Below are 21,249 nucleotides of genomic sequence, written 5' to 3'. Positions count from 1 at the left end.
AACCCACGGAACCCTTGGAACATGCCTAAACTCCAAACTGCGCGGGTTGGACTAATAACTGGCCCCTAGGGCGCCATGAGGCGCCTGAACCCTTGTCCATTGGTTTGCACACTAAGAGAACAAAGCTATGAAACGGATCCTTCTCGGTACTCTCTTCACCGTCGTCTCCCTCAATGCAATGGCTGAAGCGCCAGGTGGCCCGAACTGCGGTTGGGGCAACATGTTGTTCGAAGGCCAGCGCGGTACTCCCGCTCACTTCCTGGCTTCCACCACCAACGGCACCTCCGGTAACGCCACCTTCGGCATGACCTCGGGCACCAACGGTTGCAGCACCAACAGCGCGCTGACTTACGGCGGTAAATCGTGGATTGCCATGAATGGCATGATGAACGAGCTGTCCGAAGACATGGCCAAAGGCAATGGTGAAGCACTGACCACCTATGCCGTGGTCCTGGGCGTTGCGCCAGAAGATCGTGATCACTTCGCGGCTGTGACTCACGAACACTTCCAGCAGATCTTCAGCAAGGCTGACGTGACCGCCGAAGACGTGCACACCAACACCCTCGCCATCCTCAAGGGCGATGCCCGCCTGGCGAAATACGCCACCCAGGCTTAAGCTCGACCTGCCCGCGCCCTACCCGGCGCGGGTTTTATTTTTTGGACCTGCCCGCTTTGGGTCTTTATTTATTCCGACTTAAGTTGCCCCTATGCTCAAACGCCTTGCCTACCTGGCACTCTTCGCCTGCGCCCGCTATCTGCGGCGCCGCACCTTGATGATCAACGTTTGCAGCAACTGGCCAATGATCCGTTCTGGCTCTCGCTGGGGCACTACGAAGCCGGCAAGATCAGCGGCTGGCGCAGCTATGTCAGCGACCAGAAATTCTTTCTCGCCAAAGACGGCGCGCACCATCCGGACGCCGAACTCAAGGCCACCGTAGAGGCGCTGTACGCCCCGGCCAGCCTCGGCGAAAAACACACCCAATGCGTGTACCCGGCCCGTACCCGCTGGCTCAAGGACCAGTTGCAACTGACTGACCTGCCGGCCGTGGACTGTGTCGAGTTCAAGCAATGGTTCAAGGACGTCGCGCCCCACAGTGCGGTGATGATCTTCCCGGCGGCCTACCTCAACAGCCCGTCCTCGATGTTCGGCCACACCTTGCTGCGTATCGACCAGGCTGACGTACAGAGCAACAAGACCGCGCTGCTCAGCTACGCGATCAACTTCGGCGCCTATATCGAAGGCTCGGACAACAGCCTCCTCTACGCCTGGAAAGGCCTGATGGGCGGTTATCCTGGCCTGTTCGCCCTGGTGCCCTACCAGGAAAAACTCTCCGAATACCGTAGCCTGGAAAACCGCGACCTGTGGGAATACCGCCTGAACCTGACCCAGGTCGAGACCGAACGCATGGTCGAACACGTGTGGGAGCTCAAGCAGATCCAGTTCGACTATTTCTTCTTCGATGAAAACTGCTCATATCGCCTGCTGGAACTGCTGCAAGTGGCCCGCCCGGGCCTACGCCTGACCGAACAGTTCCCGCTCACCGCCATTCCCACCGACACCGTAAAAGCGGTGAAGGACGCAGGCCTGGTGGAGAAAATCGATTATCGCCCGTCCCGCGAACGTGAGTTGCTGGAGCGCGCCAAGCCGCTGGACAGCGACGAGCAGCAATGGGTATTGAAGATCAGCGATGACCAGAAACAACTGCAAGACCCAGCGTTCAAAGCCATCGGCAAAGATCGCCAGGCCCTGATCATCGACGCGGCCTACCGCCTTGGCCGCTACCGCGCCAATGGCCTGGAGCGCGACGCCGAACGCTCCCAGCGCAGTTTCGAATTGCTGCGGGCAATCAACCAGAACCCCGCGCCCGACCTACAGATCGAACGCCCAGGCCTGCCCGAGAACGGCCACGAATCACGCACCTGGCAGGCCGGCATCGGCACCCGGGGCGACAAGGCCTTCGGCGAATACGGCCTGCGCATGGCTTACCACGACCTCAACGACAACGCCGAAGGTTTCCCCCTGGGGGCACAGATCGAAATCCTGCAAATGAAATTGCGCCAGTACGAGGGCAATAACTGGCAGCTGCAGCAACTGGACCTGGCGACCATCCGCTCACTGACACCACGCAATGACTTGCTGCAACCGTTGTCCTGGCAAGTCACCGGCGGCCTGGAACGAGTACCGGGCAAACACAACGACGAAACCCTGGTCAGCCACGTCAACGGCGGCGCCGGCGGCACCTGGCAACTGCACGACGACATGCTCGGCTTCGCCCTCGGCACTGTGCGTGTGGAACATAACAACGACTTCAGTGAGTTCATCTCCCCCGCGGCCGGTTTCAACACCGGCCTGCTGTGGAGAAACCCACTGGGTAACCTGAGCCTGGAAGCCAAGGGCGATTTCTTCACCAATGGCGAAGTACGGCGCAGTATCAGCCTCAATCAACAGTGGGAAGTATCGCGCAACCTCGGCGTACGCCTGAGCGCACAGCGCGAGTTCAGCCACTTGGCGACGCCGGTGAACGAAGTGATGCTGGAAGTGAAGTGGTATCACTACTGACCCGCCTCCAAAGCCCAATACAGATCTAAATGTGGGAGCGGGTTTGCGTTTATCCATGAGCATGTTGCCCTGGCAGCCAACCCTGTGACATAGCCTCCCAACAGATTTCTCACCCCCCTTTCACATCTCCTCAACGAATCGCCTCCTAGACTTGCCCTATCAGCCGTTCAACGGCGTTGGAGTATGAAATGTGGCGGTTCGCGGTAATGCTGGGCGTGGTGATGGTGCTGTCAGGGTGCCAATCAACCCACGATCAATTGCTGGCCAAGGGTTATCCACCGCCCTTCGCCGACGGTTTTGACGATGGCTGCAACAGCGGGCGCCAGGCAGCCGGGGTGATCACCGGAGAGTTTCGCAAGGACGTCCCACGCTATTTAAAAGATCACGCGTACGCCGAAGGCTGGGAGGACGGTTTTCGCCAGTGCAAGGCCATGCGCGAGAGCGAGGACCGTAATGACTACAGGGACCGCCATTGGGACGAGCGCGAGCGCGCCTGGCAGCAAGAGAAGGATCGTGATGCAGCGCGGGCTTACCGCAGCCAATAAAACAACACCGCCCCTGTAGGAGCTGACTTGCCAGCGATGGCGGCCAGATCAACGCAGCAGCGTCTGCCATCATCGCCGGCAAGCCGGCTCCTAGAGTTGATCCGCGTTATGGCTTAGACGATGCCCTGCGCCAGCATCGCATCAGCCACTTTCACGAAGCCCGCGATGTTCGCGCCTTTCACGTAGTTGACCCGGCCATTTTCCTCGCCGTAGTGCACGCAAGCATGGTGGATCGACTGCATGATGTTGTGCAGCTTGCTGTCCACTTCACCGGCGGTCCACAACAGGCGCATGGCGTTTTGGGACATTTCCAGGCCACTTACCGCCACGCCACCCGCATTGGATGCCTTGCCCGGGGCGAACAGGATGCCGGCGTCGATAAAGATATCCACAGCCTCAAGAGTGGTCGGCATGTTGGCGCCTTCGGCCACGCAGATGCAGCCGTTGCGCAGCAACGTACGTGCGGCTTGAGCGTCCAGTTCGTTCTGGGTCGCACATGGCAGGGCGATATCGCAGGCCAGTTCCCAAGGGGTTTTGCCGGCGCGGAACTCCAGGCCGAAACGCGCGGCCAATTCGCCGATACGCCCGCGCTGCACGTTTTTCAGCTCCAGCAACGCCGACCATTGCTCCTCGGTCAAACCGCTTTCGCAATACAGGGTGCCTTCGGAGTCGGACAGGGAGATCACCTTGCCGCCCAGGTCCATGACCTTGCGTGCCGCGTATTGCGCAACGTTGCCAGAGCCGGAAACCGCCACGCGCTTGCCTTCGACGCGCTGGCCCTGACGCTTGAGCATTTCTTCAGCGAAGTACACACAGCCAAAACCGGTGGCTTCAGGGCGGATCAGGCTGCCGCCGTAGCTCATGCCCTTGCCGGTAAACACCGAGGTGAATTGGTTGCTCAGGCGCTTGTACTGGCCGAACAGGAAACCGATTTCCCGGGCCCCAACACCAATGTCGCCGGCCGGAACGTCTACGTCCGCGCCAATATGGCGGTACAACTCGCTCATGAACGACTGGCAGAAACGCATCACTTCAGCGTCGCTCTTGCCCTTGGGATCAAAGTCCGAGCCGCCCTTGCCGCCGCCCATGGGCAGCGAGGTCAGGGAGTTCTTGAAGGTCTGCTCGAAGGCGAGGAATTTCAGCACCCCCAGGTTGACCGATGGATGGAAGCGCAGGCCGCCTTTATAGGGACCAATGGCGCTGTTCATCTGGATACGGAAACCGCGATTGACCTGGACCTTGCCCTGGTCATCTACCCACGACACTCGGAAGGTAATGGCGCGTTCCGGCTCGCAAATGCGCTCCAGGATGCCCGAGGTCAGGTAGTGGGGATTGGCTTCTAGAAACGGCCACAGGCTGCGTAGGACTTCTTCTACGGCCTGGTGGAATTCCGGCTGGTCCGGGTCGCGTTTTTTCAGGCGGGCAAGGAAGGATTCGACGGATTCGATCATGAAAAGTCTCGGCAGATTTATTGTCGTTAATGGCAATTTGCCCAGGACTTTATCAATTCATGTCGCACCGTGACAGGGCAAAATGTCGCTTTTGTGAATTTAAATGGTGCGCTGGATATAAATAACCCTGATTTTCTGCCCCCTAACAGGGATTTCAACTCGGGATATGCACCAATAGTTAAACCGCTATCGCAGGCAAGCCAGCTCCCACATTTGATCGTGTTGTAGCGCAGGTACTCGATCTAATGTGGGAGCTGGCTTGCCTGCGATGAAGTCACCTCGGTGCACCTGAAATGCGCCCCAAAAAAACGGAGCCCGAAGGCTCCGCTTTTCAAACCACCGACCCGATTCAGGCCAGTTTCTTGTGCCGCACACGATGCGGCTGGGCAGCCGCTTCGCCCAGACGTTTCTTGCGATCCGCTTCGTACTCGGTGTAGTTGCCTTCGAAGAACACCGCCTGGGAGTCGTCTTCGTAAGCCAGGATGTGTGTCGCCACACGGTCAAGGAACCACCGATCGTGAGAGATCACAATCGCTGCGCCCGGGAAGTCCAGCAGGGCTTCTTCCAGGGAGCGCAGGGTTTCAACGTCGAGGTCGTTGGACGGTTCGTCGAGCAGCAGGACGTTGCCGCCCTCTTTCAGGGTCAAGGCCAGGTGCAAGCGACCACGCTCACCACCGGACAGGTCCTTGACGAACTTCTGCTGGTCGCCGCCCTTGAAGTTGAAGCGACCGACGTAGGTGCGCGACGGGATTTCATAGTTGCCGATACGGATCTGGTCGGAACCGTCGGAAATCTGCTGGAACACGGTCTTGCTGCCATCGAGGTCTTCGCGGCTCTGGTCGACACAGGCCAGTTGCACGGTTTCGCCGACTTCGATGGTGCCCGAGTCCGGTTGTTCCTTGCCCATCAGCATGCGGAACAGGGTGGATTTACCCGCGCCGTTGCCGCCGATCACGCCGACGATGGCGCCTTTAGGCATGGAGAACGACAGGTTGTCGATCAGCACGCGATCGCCATAACCCTTGCAGACGTTCTTGAACTCGATGACCTTGTCACCCAGGCGTGGACCGGCCGGGATGTAGATTTCGTTGGTCTCGCTGCGCTTCTGGAATTCCTGGGACTGCATTTCCTCGAAGCGTTGCAGGCGGGCCTTGGATTTCGACTGACGGGCCTTGGCGCCTTTTCGTACCCATTCCAGCTCGTCTTTCATGGCCTTTTCATGGGCCGACTGCTGCTTGGATTCCGCCGCCAGACGGTCAGACTTGGCTTCCAGCCAACCGGAGTAGTTGCCCTCGTAAGGGATACCCGCACCGCGGTCGAGTTCCAGGATCCAGCCGGCGACGTTGTCCAGGAAGTACCGGTCGTGCGTGATCGCAACCACGGTGCCCGGGAAGTCATGGAGGAAGTGTTCCAGCCAGGCCACGGAGTCGGCGTCCAAGTGGTTGGTCGGTTCGTCGAGCAGCAGCATGTCGGGGGCCGACAGCAGCAGGCGGCACAAGGCCACACGGCGCTTCTCACCACCGGACAGGTGTTCGACCTTGGCGTCCCAGGCCGGCAGGCGCAGCGCGTCGGCGGCGACTTCCAGCTGGCGCTCCAGGTTGTGGCCGTCGCTGGCCTGCAGGATGGCTTCGAGCTTGGCCTGTTCAGCGGCGAGCTTGTCGAAGTCGGCATCTTCATCGGCGTAGGCGGCGTAGACCTCGTCCAGGCGGGCCTGGGCGTTCTTGATCACGCTGACGGCTTCCTCGACCACTTCACGCACGGTCTTGGACGGGTCCAGGATCGGCTCTTGCGGCAGGTAGCCGATGTTCAGCTCGGGCATCGGGCGGGCTTCGCCTTCGAATTCGGTGTCGACGCCGGCCATGATTTTCAGCAGCGTGGACTTACCCGAACCGTTGAGACCGAGTACGCCGATCTTGGCGCCAGGGAAGAAGGACAGCGAAATATTCTTGAGGATTTCCCGCTTCGGTGGAACAACTTTGCCCAACCGATGCATGGTAAAAACGTATTGAGCCAAAATGTGGACCTCGTAAAAAGATGAGAACAGGGCCTGCGTAGCGTCATGGCGCTGTACGTAGCACATCGAATGATCAAGGTTAACCTAAGTGAGCGACGGCGGGCAGGTTGACAAGCCCTTTCAGCCCAGCTTTTTCTTGCTCAGGACCCAATAAAACAAGGTTCCCAGCAACAATCCCCACAAGGATGACGATACGTGGAAAAAGTTTGGGAAATACACGGTGATGATCACGGTAGCTATCGCCGGGTAATGAAGCTCATCCCTGAGTGCATCTCTCAGCGCATCCGCCAGCGTGCCGAACAGCGCTAGCGCAGCCAATGCCAGGATGACTGGCGAGGGGATCACTGACAGCAAACTCACCAGGCCCGCGGCAAACAGGGGTTTAAAGATAAAGAGCAGCAGCCAGACAAATGCGACGATGCCAACGATCAGCGGGTACTGCTCAAAGGCCGGTACAAAAGACTTGGCCAGGGATAACAAGACCCCCGCCAGCATCGCCGACGACAGGCTGGCGGGTATTTTCTCAAGGTATCGGGAAATGTTGGGCAGCATTGCCACCCCCAGCATCAGCCCACCCGACATACAAAAGGCGCCGACCGCTTCGGCAAACCCACTCAACGGCTGGTTATAGCTGAGCAGAATCGCCGAACCCGGGGTCGACCAGGCAAAGGCGTAGGGTTTTCGGGTCGCCAGGGAGAAACCGATGCCCATGAGCCCCTGGAACAGGCACAACATCGCCAGGGCACTCACCGCTTGGCTGGCAGAAGCGCCCACCGTGTAAAAACCCTGCAACACGATAAAGAACGTGCTGATAAACCCAATCAGCGCCGCGCTGGCCCCTGTGCTGATGAGGCTCCACCACTGCGTGGGCCAGCGACCGCCCAGCACTTTTGTCTTGCTCATGCCTTCCATGCAGCTACCCCGCTCGCCGGATTTTCGACGAAAAAAATCAAGCTTCCTTGCACGATCAAAAAACCAATGCTACAACCAATATCCATTGGATATTGGATATGTTGTCCGATAGTAATGAGAAGTAAATTTGAAAAGCAAACGGCTAAGTGACCTCGGCGAGATTCAACACAAGACTGCAAGCGAGCAGATTGAACAGGTGTTAAAGCAGGCGATTCTGGAGGGACACCTGCCCCCCGGAGAGGTCTTGCGCCAGGAGGAGCTGGCAAAAACCTTCAACGTCAGCCGAATGCCGGTTCGCGAGGCACTGAAAAAGCTGGAAGCGCAGGCGCTGGTGGACTTCGTTCCCTACAAGGGAGCGATCGTGACGCAGATTTCAAAGGCAGATGGCCTCGACAACTACGCCATCCGCCTGGCACTGGAGCCGGCCGCCATTCGGTACTCGATTCCCTATTTGACGAGTGACGATCTGCAACAGGCCAGAGATTTGATCCAGCAAATGAATGACGAAACGGAAATGGATCAGTTGGGCGAGTTGAACAAGCGTTTTCACATGTGCCTGTACGGGAAAACGCCCCACGCCAAGTTGCTGCAACTGGTGGAAAAGCAGCTGTCCGTTGAGGACCGCTACCTGCGCTTTCACCTGTCAGCCATGGGGCGTGAACACATGTCACAAGATGAACACCTGGCCATGGTTGAGGCTGCAACCCACCAGGACCTGGACCGCGCCGAAACACTGGTGCGCAACCATTTGCTAAAGGCAGCCATTGCACTGGAAAACTTTTTCGACCGTAAAACCTGAGCACACGCTCATCCTACAAGGAGGTGGACCATGGCTGAGGTCATGTCAGCATCGGCAATCGACTCTGCGCAAAACCTGGCAGGCAAATCGATTTTCCTGGAGATGGGCGCGCGCCTGGGGGTCATCGACCTGCTGATGCAGGATGAGCCGTTCGACGCACAGCGGGTGGTGCGCGTCAGCGGTGCCAGTCAACATTTCGTCGAGTCTTATCTGGCCGCCCTCTGCAAACTCGGGCTCGCGGCCCGAGTACCAGACGCAGACACCTATACTCACCTTTGCTGGGAGCAATGAACGACGAACAGTTATGGCAACACGTCTGCTCGCAAAGCCCACTGCCCTTGCCGACAGATACCACATGCAGTTTCGCTCGCACGACCGTGGACAAGCTCAAGGCTGACCTGGCACTCAATGAACAACTCACCTATCGCTTTATCCGCCCCTTGCCCGTGCCCCTCTTGACCCTCAACGGCCTCGATGACCCGTTGATCGATACGTTCCGTCTCAACGAGTGGCACGCCTACACCAGCGTCAGCTTCCAGAGCCAGTGCATACCGGGGGGCACTTTTTCTTCAAGCGCGACTTTCCGCGCTTCTATTCGATTCTTTTAACCCTCTTCAGTGAACAAGGCAGCTAAGCCGTATGGAACGTGCATTCTGGAACACCCCTTACCTCACTACGCTGGACGCACGTGTGCTGAGCATCGAGGGCCGCGACATCATGATCAGTCCGACAATTTTCTTCGCCGAATCCGGCGGCCAGGAGTCGGACCAGGGCACCATCAACCGGATCGAAGTCAGCCAGGCCACGGTTGAAGGCGATCAGATCGTCTACCGCCTGGCGGCAGACCCGGACTTTACCGTCGGCGACCTGGTCAATGTGCAGATCGACTGGCCCCGGCGCTATGCACTGATGCGATTGCACTTCGCCGCGGAAATCGTACTGGAACTGTTCTACAAGAAATTTCCGGAACTGGAGAAGATCGGTGCCCACATCGGCCAGGGTAAAGCGCGGATCGACTTTGCCCTGGCCGGCAATGTCAGCCAGCACTTCCCCGACATCCTGCTTCAGGTTGAACAACTGGTGGCGGCCGACCTACCGATTGAAAGTCGCTTTACCGACACCGAAAAACTGCGTCGCTGCTGGCGTATAGAAGGGTTTTCACAGGTGCCCTGTGGCGGTACGCACCTGCGCAGCACCCGCGAAGTGGGGCGCATCCGCCTCAAGCGCAACAACATCGGGGCGCACAAGGAGCGTGTCGAAATATATCTGCTCGATTGAAGGCTGACAGCCAGTAGTATCCCTCACCTTTTCCAGGAGACAGCCTCCATGCTTTCCGTCATGTCTGCGCTTGGCTTGCTGCTGTTGATGCCGGGACCAACCAATACGCTGTTACTGCGTTCAGGTGTGCTCGCCGGCTTCAGGCGTGCCTGGCCCCTGAGCCTGCTGGAGTGCCTGGCGTACCTGTTGCAGATTTCTTTCTGGGGCTACCTGCTCAGTCATATGGGAGACAGCGCGCCCTGGTGCCTGCGGCTGGTGCAGTTCGCATCGGTCTGCTATTTGATCAAGACGTCTTACCTGCTCTGGCGCAGGCCCGATAATTCACTGAACCCTGCACCGGAGGCCCGGGTGTCCGGGCTGCATTTCTTTGTGCTGACCCTGATCAACCCCAAAGGCTTGCTGGTTGTCTCGTTTATCGTGCCGATGCAGACCTTCACCGACCCGGCTTTGTACCTGCAGTTTGTCGTGCAGTTCACCTTAGTGGTCATTCCCGTAGGCTGTGCATGGGTGTTGTTCGGCGCCCGTATCAAACGCAACGGTTATGTGTGGTTGACCCCGCACACCATAAACCGCACAGCATCTGTGGTTATTTGCTGTTTCGCAGTGGTAATCTTCTCGCGCCTGGCAGACTCGCTGATCAATACAGGGGTAGGGCTTTAGTCCCGCCAAGCGGGGCTGGCACTTTGCCACAACTCAAGGCATGCTAGCCGCCCTCCGGGCGTCAGGCTTATAGTGCACGTCGCGCGCCAGTCCAGCCAAACCGCAGGATCACAGCTTGTCCAACGTAACAAAGCCAAGCCCCTTGCGCGCAGCTCATATTGCGCCAGGCGCCCCCCTGCACGGAACCCTCAAGGGCGCATTGGCGACGCTGGTCCTGCTGCTGCTTGCATTATTGTTCTGGCAACTGCTGGACCAATTGCAGCAAAACCAGAAGAACCAGCAGCAATACACCATTGACTACAGCGCGGACCTGGCCGAACAGATCAGCCTGAACATGGCGCTGAGCGCGCAAATCGCCCTCAACCTGCTACCCATCGTCGAACCGCCGCGCAACGATGAACAGCACCAAGCCCTGATGCGCTCCTTGCAACGCTCGTTGCCGGAACTGCGCAGTGTTGCCCTGCTCGCCCCCAGCGGCGCAGTGATCAGTGACACGGCCGACAACAGCCAGGACAGTGCGTGGCTCGAAGAACTGGTCAAGCGCAGCCATGCCCAGTCCTATTACCTGAGCAATAGCAGCGACGGTTCCATCATCTACCTGCTGCTGCACCAGCCCAGCGGCGGCGCCAAGATGTATTGGGCATTGCGCCTGGCACCCAATTACCTGGCCAACCTGACCCGCCAGGACGGTCAGGGAGCACGCCCAATGTGGGCCATTGAAAACCAGTTGAACCACCGGGTCGTCAGTCGCGACAACGGCATGCCCAGCCAGTGGTCGACCGGGCTGACTCCGGAAGAGTTGAATAAAACCGTACTGGTCACGCCCTTGAGCAAAAGCGACTGGCAACTGCGCGGTCTGTTTGATCGCGCCGCCGTGCTGGAACAACTGCTGCCGGCGTTTATCGGCAAGTGTCTGCTGGGCCTGGCCTTTTCACTGATCCCGGTGCTGGTCCTGCTGAACATGCGCCGCCGCCAGCGCCAGGTCAACGAAGGCCGGCGCCGCTACCAGGATATTTTCGACGGCACCGGCGTGGCCTTGTGTGTGCTCGACCTGTCGGGCCTGCGAAGCTTCTTCGACAAGGCCCAATTGCACAGTCGCGAACAATTGCAGGACTGGCTGCACAACAGCCCCGAGCAACGTCAGCAACTGCTCAAGGAATTGCGCATCACCGAGGTCAATCAGGTGGCGGTGCGCCTGTTGAATGTGGCGTCCTGCGAACAGGCGTGGGAGCGCTTGATCGACGGTTGTGCGCTGAACACCAGCGCCATTGGCTATCAAGTACTTGAAGCGGTGCTGACCCAGCAAAAACAGTTGGAGCTGGAGATTCAACTCAGCGACATCGAAGGCAACGACCAGTACCTGTGGCTGGTGATGCGCCTGCCGGAAGAACAGCACGACTATAAAGCAGTGATCCTCAGCATCAGTGATATCACCAGCCGCAAGCTGATCGAACTGTCCCTGGTGGAGCGCGAAAGTTTCTGGTCGGACGTGGTGCGCACCGTGCCTGATCATCTGTATGTGCAGGATGTGATCAGCCAGCGGATGATTTTCAGCAACCACCACCTGGGCCACACCCTGGGCTACAACAAGCACGAACTGCAGCAAATGGGCGAGTACTTCTGGGAAATCCTGCTGCACCCCGAAGACGCCGAGTACTATCACGAACTGCGCCAGCAACAGCGCGAAGCCGGTTACCTGACGCAGTTGCAGTGCCAATTGCGCTTTCGACACCGCAACAACCAGTGGCGGCGCTTCGAGATCCGTGAACAGGCCCTGGCCCGGGACAAGTCCGATCAGGTCACGCGGATCATCGGCGTGGCCAAGGACATTACCGACCAGATCGAAGCCAGTGAATCCCTGCGCGACAGCGAACAGCGCTACCGCATGCTGGCCGAAAGCATCAGTGACGTGATTTTCTCCACCGACAGCAAATTGGCCCTCAACTACGTCAGCCCGTCGGTGCATGCGGTATTGGGCTATGACGTCGACTGGATCTTCAAGAACGGCTGGCAATCGACGATCGCCAACCCCCAGCAACTGACCGGCATCTACACCCTGGTTGAGCGGGTCAGCCGCTCCCTCGACCAGCCCGAAGCCCTGGCCCTGCTGCGCGATGACGTGCAGACCCAGTTGTTTCTGTTCGATTGCCTGCGGGCCGACGGGCGCAAAGTACCGATCGAACTGCGCCTGGTGCTGGTGTGGGACGAGCACGGCGCGTTCGAAGGCATCCTTGGCGTAGGTCGCGATATCAGCCAGCAACGCCGCGCCGAGAAAGACTTGCGCATGGCGGCCACGGTATTCGAACACTCCACCTCGGCGATCCTGATCACTGACCCTGCCGGCTATATCGTGCAGGCCAACGAAGCCTTCAGCCGGGTCAGCGGTTATGCGGTGGCCGACGTCCTCGACCAGTTGCCGAACATGCTGACCGTCGACGAACAGCAGGAAGCGCACCTGCGCTACGTGCTCAAGCAACTGCACCAGCACAGCACCTGGGAAGGCGAAGTGTGGCTCAAGCGCCGCAGCGGCGAGCATTACCCGGCCTGGGTCGGCATTACCGCCGTGCTCGATGATGAAGGCGACCTGGCCAGCTACGTGTGCTTCTTCAGCGACATCAGCGAGCGCAAGGCCAGCGAGCAACGCATCCACCGCCTGGCCTACTACGATGCCCTGACCCACCTGCCCAACCGCACCTTGTTCCAGGACCGCCTGCACACCGCCTTGCAGTCGGCCGAACGGCAGAAGTCGTGGGTGGTGCTGATGTTCCTCGACCTCGACCGTTTCAAACCGATCAACGACTCCCTGGGCCACGCCGCCGGCGATCGTATGCTCAAGGAAATGGCCACCCGCCTGCTCGGTTGCGTGGCCGAAGACGACACCGTGGCGCGCATGGGCGGGGACGAGTTCACCTTGCTCCTGCAACCGCGGGTCAGCCGCGAAATGGCGCTGAACCGGGCCATTCATGTGGCCGAGCAGATCCTGGCCAGCCTGGTGAGGCCGTTCGTGCTTGAAGGTCGCGAGTTTTTTGTCACCGCCAGTATCGGCATCGCCCTGAGCCCGCAGGACGGCAACGAACTGAGCCAACTGATGAAAAACGCCGACACCGCGATGTACCACGCCAAGGAACGCGGCAAGAACAACTTCCAGTTCTACCAGGCCGACATGAACGCCAGCGCCCTGGAACGCCTGGAGCTGGAAAGCGACCTGCGCCACGCCCTGGAGCAGAACGAATTCGTACTGTATTACCAGCCGCAGTTCAGCGGCGATGGCAAACGTTTGACCGGCGCCGAAGCCCTGCTGCGCTGGCGCCACCCGCGTCGCGGCCTGGTGCCGCCAGGGGACTTCATCCCGGTGCTGGAAGAATTGGGCCTGGTGGTGGATGTGGGCGACTGGGTGATCGACGAGGCCTGCCGCCAACTCAAGACCTGGCACCAGAACAAGGTGCGGGTGCCCAAGGTCTCGGTAAACATTTCAGCGCGGCAGTTCTCCGACGGGCAGTTGGGTACGCGGATCGCCACCATCCTCAAGGAAACCGGCCTGCCGCCGGCGTGCCTGGAGCTGGAGCTGACCGAAAGTATCCTGATGCGCGAAGTCAACGAAGCCCTGCAGATCCTCGCCAGCCTGAAAAACCTCGGCCTGAGCATCGCGGTGGACGACTTCGGCACCGGTTACTCATCGCTCAACTACCTCAAGCAATTCCCCATCGACGTGCTGAAGATCGACCGCACCTTCGTGGATGGCTTGCCATCCGGCGAGCAGGACGCACAGATCGCCCGCGCAATCATCGCCATGGCCCACAGCCTGAACCTGGCGGTGATCGCCGAAGGCGTGGAAACCCATGAGCAACTGGACTTCCTGCGCGAGCATGGCTGTGACGAGGTGCAGGGCTATCTGTTTGGGCGGCCGATGCCGGCCAATCGGTTTGAGGCGCAGTTCTGCAATGATGCACTGTTCATGTTTGACTGAAGTTTTGCGGTGAGGCTGATGGCCTCTTCGCGAGCAAGCCCGCACACATTTGAATGTGTTCGCAAATCAAAATGTGGGAGCGGGCTTGCTCGCGAAGGGGCCCTCAAATACGCCATCCATCTCTGGATGAACGCCACTTGTCCGCGACATGATGTCCTTTCATATGCCATCTAAAACCCATTGGGTTAGAATGCCCCTCTTTTCTGCCCCCGATCCTTGAGGACCGCCATGTTCAGCCGTGATTTGACTATTGCCAAGTACGACGCCGATCTCTTTGCCGCCATGGAGCAAGAAGCCGTGCGCCAGGAAGAGCACATTGAGCTGATCGCTTCGGAAAACTACACCAGCCCTGCGGTGATGGAGGCTCAAGGTTCGGTTCTGACCAACAAGTACGCCGAAGGTTACCCAGGCAAGCGCTACTACGGCGGTTGCGAGTTCGTCGACGTGGTTGAGCAACTGGCCATCGACCGTGCCAAGGAACTGTTCGGCGCCGATTACGCCAACGTCCAGCCTCACGCCGGCTCCCAAGCCAACGCGGCCGTTTACCTGGCCCTGCTGCAAGGCGGCGACACCATCCTGGGCATGAGCCTGGCCCACGGCGGTCACCTGACCCACGGCGCCAGCGTTTCGTCCTCCGGCAAGCTGTACAACGCTGTGCAGTACGGCATCGACGGCAATGGCCTGATCGACTACGACGAAGTCGAGCGCCTGGCGGTCGAGCACAAGCCAAAAATGATCGTGGCCGGTTTCTCTGCCTACTCGCAGATCCTCGACTTCCCACGTTTCCGTGAAATCGCCGACAAGGTTGGCGCCTACCTGTTCGTCGACATGGCCCACGTGGCCGGTCTGGTCGCCGCTGGCGTCTACCCGAACCCGGTGCCTTACGCTGACGTCGTGACCACCACGACCCACAAGACCCTGCGCGGTCCACGTGGCGGCCTGATCCTGGCGCGCGCCAACGCCGAGATCGAGAAGAAGCTGAACTCCGCGGTATTCCCGGGCGCCCAGGGTGGCCCGCTGGAGCACGTGATCGCCGCCAAAGCGATCTGCTTCAAGGAAGCGTTGCAGCCTGAGTTCAAGACTTACCAGCAACAAGTGGTGAAAAACGCCCAGGCCATGGCCACTGTGTTCATCGAGCGCGGTTTTGACGTGGTTTCCGGCGGTACTGAAAACCACCTGTTCCTGCTGTCGCTGATCAAGCAGGACATCTCCGGTAAAGATGCTGACGCTGCCCTGGGCAAAGCCTTCATCACTGTGAACAAGAACTCGGTACCGAACGACCCACGTTCGCCGTTCGTCACCTCGGGCCTGCGTTTCGGCACCCCGGCCGTGACCACTCGTGGCTTCAAGGAAGCAGAGTGCAAGGAACTGGCTGGCTGGATCTGCGACATCCTGGCAGACCTGTCCAACGAAGCCGTGATCGACGCGGTACGTGAGAAGGTCAAGGCCATCTGCAAGAAGCTGCCGGTATACGGCGCTTGATTGCAGTTGCTTGAATAAGAAGCCCGGCTCTTGAGCTGGGCTTTTTTATGCCGATTTGAACCTGGAATGCAGATCAAAATGTGGGAGCGGGCTTGCTCGCGAAAGCGACCTGTCAGTTGATGCATGTGCCGACTGATACACCGCATTCGCGAGCAAGCCCGCTCCCACATTTTTGACTGCATTTCAGGTCAGGATTGGTAAACCTGCGCAAAACCTGCACGAATCTTGTCTTCGGGCAATTCGTCGGCAATAAACACAATCACACTCTCCCGCGCCTCGCCCTCGGCCCATTCGGTATCCCAATCGAAACCGTAGAGCTTGAGCACGCCCTGGAACACCATGCGCCGGTCTTCTCCGGCGATGTTCAGCACGCCCTTGTAGCGCAGCAGTTGCTTGCCGTGCTCTTCCAGCAGCTCGTTCATGAACTCGCTGAGACGGTCGATATCCAGCGGCTGGTCGGTACGTAACACCAGGCTGGAGATACGGTCGATGGACGGCGCCTGGCTGACCGGGCGCAGGGTCATGCCGGCGTTGAGGTTGAAGCCGCGCACGTCCAGCAACTCGGCGAGATCGATCTTGCCGTGCTCCACCACCCGGATCGGCGCACGGCGGTTGATGCGGGTCAGGCGCTGGCTGAGGGCATCGAAGCTGGCGTCGTCAACCAGGTCGCGCTTGCTCACCAGCAGACGATCGGCAAAGCCGATCTGCGCCTGGGCGATGGTCTGCGTCAGGTGGTGTTCGGCGTGGGCCGCGTCCACCAGGGTGATGATGCCGTCGAGGATGTAGCGCTCGCGCAGTTCTTCATCGATGAAAAAGGTCTGGGCCACTGGCGCCGGGTCGGCCAGGCCGGTGCATTCGATCACCAGGCGGTCGAAGGCGATCTCGCCGCTGTCCAGGCGTTCGAGCAGCAGGTACAGGGCTTTGGTCAGGTCGGTGTGGATGGTGCAGCACACGCAGCCGTTGGACAGGGTCATGACTTGCACCGGCTCATCGCCCAACAGCTGGGTGTCGATGCCGGCGTCGCTGAATTCGTTTTCGATCACGGCGATTTTCAAGCCGTGTTCGGCCTTGAGCAGGTGGCGCAACAAGGTGGTCTTGCCAGCGCCGAGGAAGCCGCTGAGGACGGTGACGGGGATGGGAGAGATCAAAAATATTCTCCTGAAAAATGGGAGCGCAAAAACAACTGTAGGAGCGAGCTTGCTCGCGAAGAACGTCAACGATAACGCGTGCTATCTGGATGCACGTGGTGTCCTTGGGTTTTTCGCGAGCAAGCTCGCTCCTACAGGTAAAGCGGTTTTACCAACTTAACAGCACTTGGGCCCGCCCTTGCCGCCGTAACGGGCTTCCTGGCGCTCCCGGAAGAACGCCTTGTAGTCCATCATCGGCTTGTCCGGGTGCTTGGTTTGCATATGCTCGACGTAGGTGTCGTAGTCGGGCATGCCGACCATCAGGCGCGCGGCCTGACCGAGGTATTTACCGAGGCGACCAATGTCATTGAACATGTTTGCAACCCTCTATCACGCGTCCGGCATGGCTTGGAATGGTGCTTCTTTATCCGTGCGTTCCTTGCTGCCCCAGGCGGCTACGCCGACTTTGATCGCATAGAACAGGATGCTGAAGACCACGAACAGGAACAATACCGTCAGCGTCGCGTTGGTGTAGGCGTTCCAGATCACGTGCTGCATCTGGTCGATGTTCTTCGCCGGGGCAAGGATCTGGCCGTTGGCCAAGGCATCGCTGTACTTCTTGGCCAGCGACAGGAAGCCGATTGCCGGGTTAGCGTCGAACAGCTTGATGAAGCCTGCGGTGGTGGTGCAGATCAGCAGCCAGACAGCCGGCAGTAGCGTGACCCAGATGTAGCGCTGGCGCTTCATTTTGATCAGCACAACGGTGGCGAGCATCAGCGCGATACCGGCCAGCATCTGGTTGGAGATGCCGAACAGCGGCCACAAGGTGTTGATGCCACCCAGCGGATCGATCACGCCTTGGTACAGCAAGTAACCCCACATCGCCACACAGCCTGCGGTCGCGATCAGGTTGGCGGTCCAGGACTCGGTACGCTTGAGCGCCGGGACGAAGGAACCGAGCAAGTCCTGGAGCATGAAGCGACCGGCACGGGTACCGGCGTCAACTGCAGTCAGGATGAACAGCGCTTCGAACAGGATCGCAAAGTGGTACCAGAATGCCATGGTGTTTTCACCCGGCAGCACACTGTGCAGGATCTGCGCGATACCGACCGCCAGGGTCGGCGCACCGCCGGCACGGGCCAGGATGGTGGTTTCACCGATATCGTTGGCCACCGCCTGCAGCGCTTCCGGAGTAATCGCAAAGCCCCAACTGCTGACGGTCTGCGCCACGGTCACCACGTCACTGCCAACCACGGCAGCCGGGCTGTTCATGGCGAAGTACACACCCGGCTCGATCACCGAGGCGGCAACCATGGCCATGATGGCCACGAAGGACTCCATCAACATGCCGCCGTAGCCGATGTAACGGGCGTTGGTTTCGTTATCCAGCAGCTTGGGCGTGGTGCCCGAGGAGATCAGCGCATGGAAGCCGGACACCGCGCCACAGGCGATGGTGATGAACAGGAACGGGAACAGGCCGCCCTTCCACACCGGGCCAGTGCCATCGATAAACTGGGTCAGCGCTGGCATTTTCAGGTCAGGCATGGTGACCAGGATGCCAATCGCCAGGGCGATGATGGTGCCGATTTTCAGGAAGGTAGACAGGTAGTCACGGGGAGCCAGGATCAGCCACACCGGCAATACCGCGGCCACGAACCCGTAGCCGACCAGCATCCAGGTGATCTGGATCCCGGTGAAGGTGAAGGCCTTGGCCCAGACCGGATCAGCAGCAATCTGCCCGCCCAGCCAGATCGAACCCAGCAGCAGCAACACGCCGATGATCGAGATTTCGCCGATGCGGCCCGGGCGGATGTAGCGCATGTACACGCCCATGAACATCGCGATCGGGATGGTCGCCATCACCGTGAAGATGCCCCACGGGCTTTCGGCCAGGGCCTTGACCACGATCAGCGACAGCACCGCAAGGATGATGATCATGATCAGGAAGCAGCCAAACAGCGCGATGGTCCCAGGAATGCGGCCCATTTCTTCGCGGACCATGTCCCCCAGGGAGCGGCCGTTGCGACGGGTGGACAGGAACAGGACCATGAAGTCTTGCACCGCACCCGCCAGCACCACGCCAGCAATCAGCCACAGGGTACCTGGCAGGTAGCCCATCTGCGCCGCCAATACCGGGCCGACCAACGGCCCCGCGCCAGCGATGGCCGCGAAGTGGTGACCGAAAAGAATATGTTTGTTGGTCGGCACATAGTCCAGACCGTCGTTGTTGAGCACTGCGGGGGTGGCCCGCCGTGGATCGAGTTGCATCACATTATTTGCGATGAACAGGCTGTAGTAACGATAAGCCACCAGATAAATGGCGACTGCCGCGACTACAATCCACAAGGCGTTGATCGCCTCGCCGCGACGCAAGGCCACTACGCCCAGGGCGCACGCTCCTACGATTGCCAGCAACAGCCAGGGTAAGTGGCGTAGCAGGCTATTATTATTTTTCATTTTTATATTCCAGCCAGGTTGGACAGAAAGACAGCCATCCGGAGTTTAGCGCGCTGTGCTCTAAAGACCAGCCCCCTACGTTGGTCTAGAGCCTTGCCGGGGTGAAAAAAAAGCGAAATAAACGCCCGATAATGGCGCAAGGCTACAATCCCTGTATCTACAGAGGGTTTCACCATGAGCGACCAGCCGTCAGATCGCCGCCGTTTTCGGCGGATTGCCTTCGATGCCAGGACTGAACTCAAGCAGAACGGCCAGCAATGGCCAGTGCAACTGGTGGATTTATCGCTCAAGGGGTTGTTGGTACAAAAGCCCGCGCCGTGGTTGGGCAAGGGTGACGAGCCGTTTGATGTGGACATCCATCTGGACGCCGAGACCGATGTGCAGATGCAAGTGCGGTTAACCCATGACGACAAGGGTCAGTTGGGGTTTGTCTGCGAGCATATCGACCTGGATTCGATCACCCATTTGCGCAGGCTGATCGAGCTCAACCTGGGGGATGAGGAGGAGTTGCATCGGGAGCTGGGCGAACTGCTCAACATCTGACCGTCTCCTGTAGGAACCGGCTTGCCAGCTCCTATAGGGTTTTGTGGTGTTGCTGGTTATTCGAACAAGGCATCCAGTGCCTGTTCCAGGCGCGTGACCGCAATAATCTGCAACCCCGGCGGCGACTCCTTCGGCGCATTGCCCTTGGGCACGATGGCGCGCTTGAAGCCATGCTTGGCCGCTTCCTTGAGGCGCTCCTGGCCGCTGGGCACCGGGCGCACCTCGCCCGACAGGCCGACCTCACCAAACACCAACAGGTCATGGGGCAGCGGCCGGTTACGCAGGCTGGACATCACCGCCGCCATCAATGCCAGGTCCGACGCGGTTTCCAGCACCTTGACCCCGCCCACCACGTTGAGGAACACGTCCTGGTCATGGGTCGGGATCCCTCCGTGGCGATGCAGCACCGCCAGCAGCATCGCCAGGCGGTTCTGATCCAGGCCCAGGGTCACGCGGCGCGGGTTGGCCAAGTGGCTGTCGTCCACCAGGGCCTGGACTTCCACCAGCATCGGCCGGGTGCCCTCCCACGTTGCCATTACCACGCTGCCCGGTACTTCTTCCTGGGCGCGGGTCAGAAAGATCGCCGAGGGGTTGGAGACTTCTTTGAGCCCCCGGTCCGTCATGGCGAACACCCCCAGCTCGTTGACCGCACCAAAACGGTTTTTCACCGCGCGCAACAGGCGCAGACGCCCATCGGACTCGCCCTCGAAATACAGCACCGTATCGACCATATGCTCCAGCACCCGAGGACCGGCCAACGCGCCTTCTTTTGTCACATGGCCCACCAGGAAAATCGCCGTGCCGCTCTGCTTGGCGTAGCGCACCAGCAACGCCGCACTTTCCCGCACCTGGGACACGCCCCCGGGCGCCGATTGCAGTTGCTCGGTGAAGATCGTCTGGATCGAGTCGATCACCATCACTTTGGGTTTTTCCACACGGGCAGTGGCGATGATGCTTTCGATACAGGTTTCGGTCATGACCCGCAGTTGGTCCTGGGGCAGGCCCAGGCGCCGGGCGCGCATGGCCACCTGTTGCTGGGATTCTTCGCCGGTGACGTACAGGGCCGGCATGCGGCTGGCGATACTGCACAGGGTCTGCAGGAGGATGGTCGACTTACCGATGCCCGGGTCACCGCCAATCAGCACCACCGAACCGTCCACCAGGCCGCCACCGAGCACCCGGTCAAGTTCGCCGGACGCCGTGGAGAAACGCGGTATCTCTTCGACGCTGACCTCGGCCAGGGTCTTGATCTGGGCTTGTTGCCCGGTCCAGCCTGCGCGACCACTGGGCGCCGCCGCACCGCCGCTTTCAATCATGGTTTCCGTGAGGGTGTTCCACGCACCGCACTCGCCACACTGGCCCGCCCATTTGGGAAAGGTCGCGCCGCACTCCGTGCAGCCGTACATGCGCTTGGCCTTTGCCATCTGAGAACCTCCAACCGAAAAACCGCGATG

The 21,249-nt window shown here is 59.6% G+C and carries 17 protein-coding genes and 1 pseudogene; 11 read left to right on the top strand and 7 right to left on the bottom strand.

Annotated elements, in window-relative coordinates; translation table 11 throughout:
• Positions 1 to 127 precede the first annotated feature (127 nt).
• The 3 genes and pseudogenes from KL786_RS00155 (at position 128) to KL786_RS00145 (ending at position 3,105) form a co-directional block, all read left to right on the top strand.
• A complete protein-coding gene (locus KL786_RS00155) occupies positions 128 to 616 on the top strand; it encodes a DUF3015 domain-containing protein (RefSeq protein WP_032861865.1) in 489 nt (162 codons plus the stop codon).
• Positions 617 to 707: 91 nt separating this feature from the next.
• A pseudogene (locus KL786_RS00150) lies at positions 708 to 2,560 on the top strand (Lnb N-terminal periplasmic domain-containing protein).
• A 188-nt stretch (positions 2,561 to 2,748) separates the two neighbouring features.
• On the top strand, positions 2,749 to 3,105 hold the full coding sequence (locus tag KL786_RS00145; RefSeq protein ID WP_215516331.1) for a hypothetical protein: 357 nt from the start codon (positions 2,749 to 2,751) through the stop codon (positions 3,103 to 3,105).
• Positions 3,106 to 3,218: 113 nt separating this feature from the next.
• Here the strand turns inward: KL786_RS00145 and gdhA are convergent, their stop codons facing one another.
• The 3 genes from gdhA to KL786_RS00130 all read right to left on the bottom strand — a co-directional run bounded on the left by gdhA (position 3,219) and on the right by KL786_RS00130 (position 7,473).
• The gene (gdhA, locus tag KL786_RS00140; protein ID WP_215516330.1) at positions 3,219 to 4,556 is read right to left on the bottom strand and encodes an NADP-specific glutamate dehydrogenase; all 1,338 of its coding nucleotides are present in this window, start codon (positions 4,554 to 4,556) and stop codon (positions 3,219 to 3,221) included.
• Between the two features lie 349 nt (positions 4,557 to 4,905).
• Entirely contained in the window at positions 4,906 to 6,570 is a 1,665-nt protein-coding gene (gene ettA, locus KL786_RS00135) for an energy-dependent translational throttle protein EttA (RefSeq protein WP_032861975.1), read from the bottom strand.
• A 120-nt stretch (positions 6,571 to 6,690) separates the two neighbouring features.
• Positions 6,691 to 7,473 carry a benzoate/H(+) symporter BenE family transporter gene (locus tag KL786_RS00130; protein ID WP_215516329.1) on the bottom strand — a complete coding sequence of 261 codons (783 nt, stop codon included), beginning with the start codon at positions 7,471 to 7,473 and terminating at the stop codon, positions 6,691 to 6,693.
• Positions 7,474 to 7,609: 136 nt separating this feature from the next.
• Between KL786_RS00130 and KL786_RS00125 the strand changes: the two genes are divergently transcribed.
• The 7 genes from KL786_RS00125 to glyA all read left to right on the top strand — a co-directional run bounded on the left by KL786_RS00125 (position 7,610) and on the right by glyA (position 15,668).
• Entirely contained in the window at positions 7,610 to 8,281 is a 672-nt protein-coding gene (locus KL786_RS00125; protein WP_215516328.1) for a GntR family transcriptional regulator, read from the top strand.
• Positions 8,282 to 8,311: 30 nt separating this feature from the next.
• On the top strand, positions 8,312 to 8,572 hold the full coding sequence (locus KL786_RS00120; RefSeq protein WP_252193529.1) for a hypothetical protein: 261 nt from the start codon (positions 8,312 to 8,314) through the stop codon (positions 8,570 to 8,572).
• Entirely contained in the window at positions 8,569 to 8,889 is a 321-nt protein-coding gene (locus tag KL786_RS00115; RefSeq protein WP_252193528.1) for a hypothetical protein, read from the top strand. The genes KL786_RS00120 and KL786_RS00115 overlap by 4 nt, the downstream gene beginning before the upstream one ends.
• A gap of 31 nt (positions 8,890 to 8,920) precedes the next feature.
• Positions 8,921 to 9,559, top strand: a complete 639-nt coding sequence (locus KL786_RS00110) for an alanine--tRNA ligase-related protein (RefSeq protein WP_215516327.1) — start codon at positions 8,921 to 8,923, stop codon at positions 9,557 to 9,559.
• Between the two features lie 48 nt (positions 9,560 to 9,607).
• Positions 9,608 to 10,219 carry a LysE family translocator gene (locus tag KL786_RS00105; RefSeq protein WP_215516326.1) on the top strand — a complete coding sequence of 204 codons (612 nt, stop codon included), beginning with the start codon at positions 9,608 to 9,610 and terminating at the stop codon, positions 10,217 to 10,219.
• 115 nt (positions 10,220 to 10,334) lie between these two features.
• A complete protein-coding gene (locus tag KL786_RS00100; RefSeq protein WP_215516325.1) occupies positions 10,335 to 14,186 on the top strand; it encodes a bifunctional diguanylate cyclase/phosphodiesterase in 3,852 nt (1,283 codons plus the stop codon).
• Positions 14,187 to 14,414: 228 nt separating this feature from the next.
• On the top strand, positions 14,415 to 15,668 hold the full coding sequence (glyA, locus tag KL786_RS00095) for a serine hydroxymethyltransferase (RefSeq protein ID WP_032861858.1): 1,254 nt from the start codon (positions 14,415 to 14,417) through the stop codon (positions 15,666 to 15,668).
• A 188-nt stretch (positions 15,669 to 15,856) separates the two neighbouring features.
• Here glyA and yjiA read toward each other — a convergent pair whose 3' ends face one another.
• The 3 genes from yjiA to KL786_RS00080 all read right to left on the bottom strand — a co-directional run bounded on the left by yjiA (position 15,857) and on the right by KL786_RS00080 (position 19,252).
• Positions 15,857 to 16,816 carry a GTPase gene (yjiA, locus tag KL786_RS00090; RefSeq protein WP_215516324.1) on the bottom strand — a complete coding sequence of 320 codons (960 nt, stop codon included), beginning with the start codon at positions 16,814 to 16,816 and terminating at the stop codon, positions 15,857 to 15,859.
• Between the two features lie 156 nt (positions 16,817 to 16,972).
• The gene (locus KL786_RS00085) at positions 16,973 to 17,170 is read right to left on the bottom strand and encodes a YbdD/YjiX family protein (protein ID WP_029292120.1); all 198 of its coding nucleotides are present in this window, start codon (positions 17,168 to 17,170) and stop codon (positions 16,973 to 16,975) included.
• A 15-nt stretch (positions 17,171 to 17,185) separates the two neighbouring features.
• Positions 17,186 to 19,252: a carbon starvation CstA family protein gene (locus KL786_RS00080; protein WP_065942823.1), complete on the bottom strand. Its 2,067-nt coding sequence runs from the start codon at positions 19,250 to 19,252 to the stop codon at positions 17,186 to 17,188.
• Positions 19,253 to 19,426: 174 nt separating this feature from the next.
• Here KL786_RS00080 and KL786_RS00075 point away from each other — a divergent pair, with 174 nt between their 5' ends.
• Complete coding sequence (locus KL786_RS00075; RefSeq protein ID WP_215516323.1) at positions 19,427 to 19,795, top strand: PilZ domain-containing protein; 369 nt, start codon at positions 19,427 to 19,429, stop codon at positions 19,793 to 19,795.
• Between the two features lie 56 nt (positions 19,796 to 19,851).
• Here the strand turns inward: KL786_RS00075 and radA are convergent, their stop codons facing one another.
• Positions 19,852 to 21,219, bottom strand: a complete 1,368-nt coding sequence (gene radA / locus KL786_RS00070) for a DNA repair protein RadA (RefSeq protein WP_032861851.1) — start codon at positions 21,217 to 21,219, stop codon at positions 19,852 to 19,854.
• Between the last annotated feature and the right edge of the window lie 30 nt (positions 21,220 to 21,249).

Origin of the sequence: Pseudomonas sp. TAE6080, assembly GCF_018732265.1 — a bacterium.
In the GTDB taxonomy this organism is placed as follows: domain Bacteria; phylum Pseudomonadota; class Gammaproteobacteria; order Pseudomonadales; family Pseudomonadaceae; genus Aquipseudomonas; species Aquipseudomonas brenneri.
The sequence above is the reverse complement of the archived record's forward strand: the minus strand, read 5'-3'. Positions and strand labels throughout refer to the sequence as shown.

What these genes read in the sequence shown, in the direction of transcription:
- KL786_RS00155 (WP_032861865.1), top strand. Translation starts at nt 128, where the DNA reads ATGAAACGGATCCTTCTCGGTACTCTCTTCACCGTCGTCTCCCTCAAT.
- KL786_RS00145 (WP_215516331.1), top strand. Translation starts at nt 2,749, where the DNA reads ATGTGGCGGTTCGCGGTAATGCTGGGCGTGGTGATGGTGCTGTCAGGG.
- gdhA (WP_215516330.1), bottom strand. Translation starts at nt 4,556, where the DNA reads ATGATCGAATCCGTCGAATCCTTCCTTGCCCGCCTGAAAAAACGCGAC.
- KL786_RS00130 (WP_215516329.1), bottom strand. Translation starts at nt 7,473, where the DNA reads ATGAGCAAGACAAAAGTGCTGGGCGGTCGCTGGCCCACGCAGTGGTGG.
- KL786_RS00120 (WP_252193529.1), top strand. Translation starts at nt 8,312, where the DNA reads ATGGCTGAGGTCATGTCAGCATCGGCAATCGACTCTGCGCAAAACCTG.
- KL786_RS00115 (WP_252193528.1), top strand. Translation starts at nt 8,569, where the DNA reads ATGAACGACGAACAGTTATGGCAACACGTCTGCTCGCAAAGCCCACTG.
- KL786_RS00110 (WP_215516327.1), top strand. Translation starts at nt 8,921, where the DNA reads ATGGAACGTGCATTCTGGAACACCCCTTACCTCACTACGCTGGACGCA.
- KL786_RS00105 (WP_215516326.1), top strand. Translation starts at nt 9,608, where the DNA reads ATGCTTTCCGTCATGTCTGCGCTTGGCTTGCTGCTGTTGATGCCGGGA.
- glyA (WP_032861858.1), top strand. Translation starts at nt 14,415, where the DNA reads ATGTTCAGCCGTGATTTGACTATTGCCAAGTACGACGCCGATCTCTTT.
- KL786_RS00085 (WP_029292120.1), bottom strand. Translation starts at nt 17,170, where the DNA reads ATGTTCAATGACATTGGTCGCCTCGGTAAATACCTCGGTCAGGCCGCG.
- KL786_RS00080 (WP_065942823.1), bottom strand. Translation starts at nt 19,252, where the DNA reads ATGAAAAATAATAATAGCCTGCTACGCCACTTACCCTGGCTGTTGCTG.
- KL786_RS00075 (WP_215516323.1), top strand. Translation starts at nt 19,427, where the DNA reads ATGAGCGACCAGCCGTCAGATCGCCGCCGTTTTCGGCGGATTGCCTTC.
- radA (WP_032861851.1), bottom strand. Translation starts at nt 21,219, where the DNA reads ATGGCAAAGGCCAAGCGCATGTACGGCTGCACGGAGTGCGGCGCGACC.